Here is a 3,376-nt window from a genome sequence, read left to right as displayed (position 1 = left end):
TAATTATCTTTTTTTGCTGCATTGAGTTAAATTTTCTGTGGTTATTTGGGTATTCACCTGATATGCAAGACATTAGGAGCCCAAGTTTATCTATTGGTTCACAAGTATATACAGCCGATGGTAAATTAATAGGCGAATATTATCGTGAAAACCGCTCGCCGGTTGATTATAAAGCCATATCGCCCAGCCTGATAAACGCGTTGGTAGCAACCGAAGATGTGCGGTTTTACAAACATGGCGGCGTTGATTTTTACTCGTTCGTTACCAGTATACTTTCAACCGCTAAAGGCGATAAACGCGGGGGCAGCACCATTACACAACAATTGGCAAAAAACTTATATTCTACCCGTAAAAGAAAATCGCAGGGGCTGCTAAGGCATATCCCCATTATCCGCACGCTGGTTTCAAAATGCAAGGAATGGTTAACCGCCTATAAAATTGAGCATGTTTATAATAAGCAGGAAATACTCACACTGTATTTAAACACAGTGCCGTTTGGCAACAATTCGTTTGGTATAAAAACCGCATCACTTAAGTTCTTTGATAAAACCCCCGACGCCGTTACCCCTGCCGAGGCTGCTACACTGATAGGCATGCTTAAGGCGACATCAACCTATAATCCGATAAATAACCCGGATAAAGCGGTTGAACGCAGAAATACCGTATTAGGGCAAATGGAGAAATATGGCTTTTTAAACAAAGCTGATTATACTACCTATACTAAAATGCCAATAGGGCTTAATTTAAGTTATGTAGAGGATGATTCGCACGGCGATTCTTATATTCGGGAGGCGGTTGAGCGCTGGTTAAAAAAATGGTGCAAAGACAACGATTATAACCTTTATGAAGATGGCTTAAAAATATATACCACTATCGACTCGCGGTTACAACAACATGCAGAAGATGCGGTGGCTGAAAAAATGAAAATGCTGCAAAGACGTTTTGACAATCTATGGGGAACCAAAAATCCATGGCGCGACTCGAAGGGCGTTGAAATAACCGACTTTTTATTAAAGGCCGAACAGCATTTGCCTATATACAAATTATTGGTAGCCAAGTACAATGGCGATATTAACCAGATAAACCAATACTTTGAAAAACCAAAACGAATGAAAGTATTTACCTGGAATGGTGAAAAAGACACTACGTTTTCAAGTACCGATTCCATAAAATATTATACCCGCATTTTAAATGCCGGGATGATGACCATTGAGCCATCATCCGGTAAAATAAAAGTTTGGGTAGGTGGCATTAATCACAAGTACTTTAATTACGATCACGTAAATCAATCAAAAAGACAAGCCGGTTCAACATTTAAACCTTTCGCTTATTTAACAGCTTTAGATAATGGTTTTTCGCCATGCGATAAGTTTACAGATCAACCCGTATCTATTAAATATACTGACGAAGGTAAAGCACAGGTTTGGGCACCTAACAATGCTGATTTTAAATTTACCTACCAGGAAATGTCTTTACGGTGGGCAATGGGGAAATCAGTAAATTCAATTACTGCACAAGTAACCGAAAAGGTTGGTTGGGACAAAGTTGTTGTATATGCACATAAATGCGGTATAGAAAGCCCCCTAAAAGCGGTTCCTTCTGTTTCATTGGGATCAAACGATGTATCGGTTTATGAAATGGTACGGGCCTACAGTACCTTCTTAAATAAAGGTGAAAAAATAGACCCATTACTGGTAACTAAAATAACCGACCAGGATGGCAATATATTAAAGGAGTTTGTATTAAAAACCGAAAGAGCGATTAGCGAAGAAGTTGCCTGGTTAATGCTGTATATGTTTAGAGGTGGTATGGAAGAACCGGGAGGCACATCGCAGGCATTATGGGAATATCCGGGATTATGGAAAAAAAACAACCAAATAGGCGGTAAAACAGGCACATCATCAGATTATGTTGACGGATGGTATATGGGTATTACCAAAGATCTGGTTACCGGTATATGGGTGGGTGCTGATGACCGCAGCGTACATTTTACAAACTCTGAGACAGGCGAAGGCTCACATACCGCCCTTCCTATTTTCGGCAGCTTTATGCAGCGGGTTTATGCTGATCCGCAATCGGGCTATACCTATGGTGCATTTCCTAAACCATGGACAAAGATCACCAAAAGTTATGATTGCCCTTCGCCAAGATTAGCGGTCGATACAACAGCTACTGATAGCCTTGATATGCCGGTAGACACAACGCGGGGAGCAGTATTACCTGAGCTAAAGCAACCCGGCAATTAATCTTAACGTAAATATTATAACATTTGGTAAATTAGCACCGATATATAAAAATTTATGAATAAAAACTACTCTCCTGTAAGCAAAGTAAAGAAATATTCATTCATTTTAATTTGTTTTATTGGTCTGCTATTTTTTAGCGCAGGTGCAAATGCGCAATACTTTGGGCAAAATAAGGTTCGTTACAAAAAATTAAATTTTAAGGTTTATAAAACCCCGCACTTCGAGATCTATTACTATCTAAAAAATGATAGTATGGTTAAACGCTTTGCACAGGAAAGCGAGCTTTGGTATACCCTGCACCAACAAGTTTTTAGAGATACATTTAAAAATGCCAACCCCATTATCTTATATGCCAATCACCCTGATTTTCAGCAAACCACAGCTATTGATGGCGAGATAGATATAGGTACAGGCGGTGTTACCGAAGGTTTAAAAAACCGCGTTGTAATGCCTGTTATGGAAAACAATCAAATGACCAGGCACGTTATCGGGCATGAGTTAGTGCATGCTTTCCAATATCACTTACTATTGGGTAAGGAAGACGCGAATTATGACAATATAAATAATTTACCGCTATGGATGATAGAAGGTATGGCCGAATACCTTTCGTTGGGTAAACGCGACTCATATACAGCCATGTGGATGCGTGATGCTTACTTAAACCATGATATTCCAACGGTAAAAGATCTAACCGAAAGCAGTAAATATTTCCCTTATCGTTACGGTCAGGCATTTTGGGGCTTTATAGGATCAACCTATGGGGATACCATTATTACCCCTTTCTTTAAAAATACTGCTCGTTTCGGTTTATCTTATGGCATAAGGCGCACCTTTGGCTATGATGATAAAACACTATCTCGTCTCTGGAAAAATTCAATAGAAAACACCTACAAACCTTATTTAAAAGACACCGTTCAAAAACCTGTAGGTCAGTTAATTATAAGCGATAAAAATTCAGGTAAAATGAATATAGCGCCGGCCATAAGTCCTGATGGCAAGTATGTTGCGTTTTTATCAGAAAAGAATTTATTTACTATAGATCTCTTCCTGGCTGACGCTAAGACGGGGGTGGTAATAAAAAAGCTCACCAGCAAGGTGTCTAATACCCATATAGACGAATTTAACTTTAT

General features: G+C 39.2%; 2 protein-coding genes. Both read left to right on the top strand.

The window, feature by feature from the left end:
* The first annotated feature begins 2 nt into the window (after positions 1-2).
* On the top strand, positions 3-2,246 hold the full coding sequence (locus JWP71_RS13590; RefSeq protein ID WP_299500938.1) for a transglycosylase domain-containing protein: 2,244 nt from the start codon (positions 3-5) through the stop codon (positions 2,244-2,246).
* 54 nt (positions 2,247-2,300) lie between these two features.
* Positions 2,301-3,376: basic secretory protein-like protein (locus JWP71_RS13585; protein ID WP_366143538.1), on the top strand; the 1,076-nt coding region annotated here is incomplete at its 3' end.

This window comes from Mucilaginibacter sp. (assembly GCF_028287845.1).
Classification (GTDB): domain Bacteria; phylum Bacteroidota; class Bacteroidia; order Sphingobacteriales; family Sphingobacteriaceae; genus Mucilaginibacter.
This window is presented reverse-complemented; position numbering and strand designations above follow the sequence as displayed.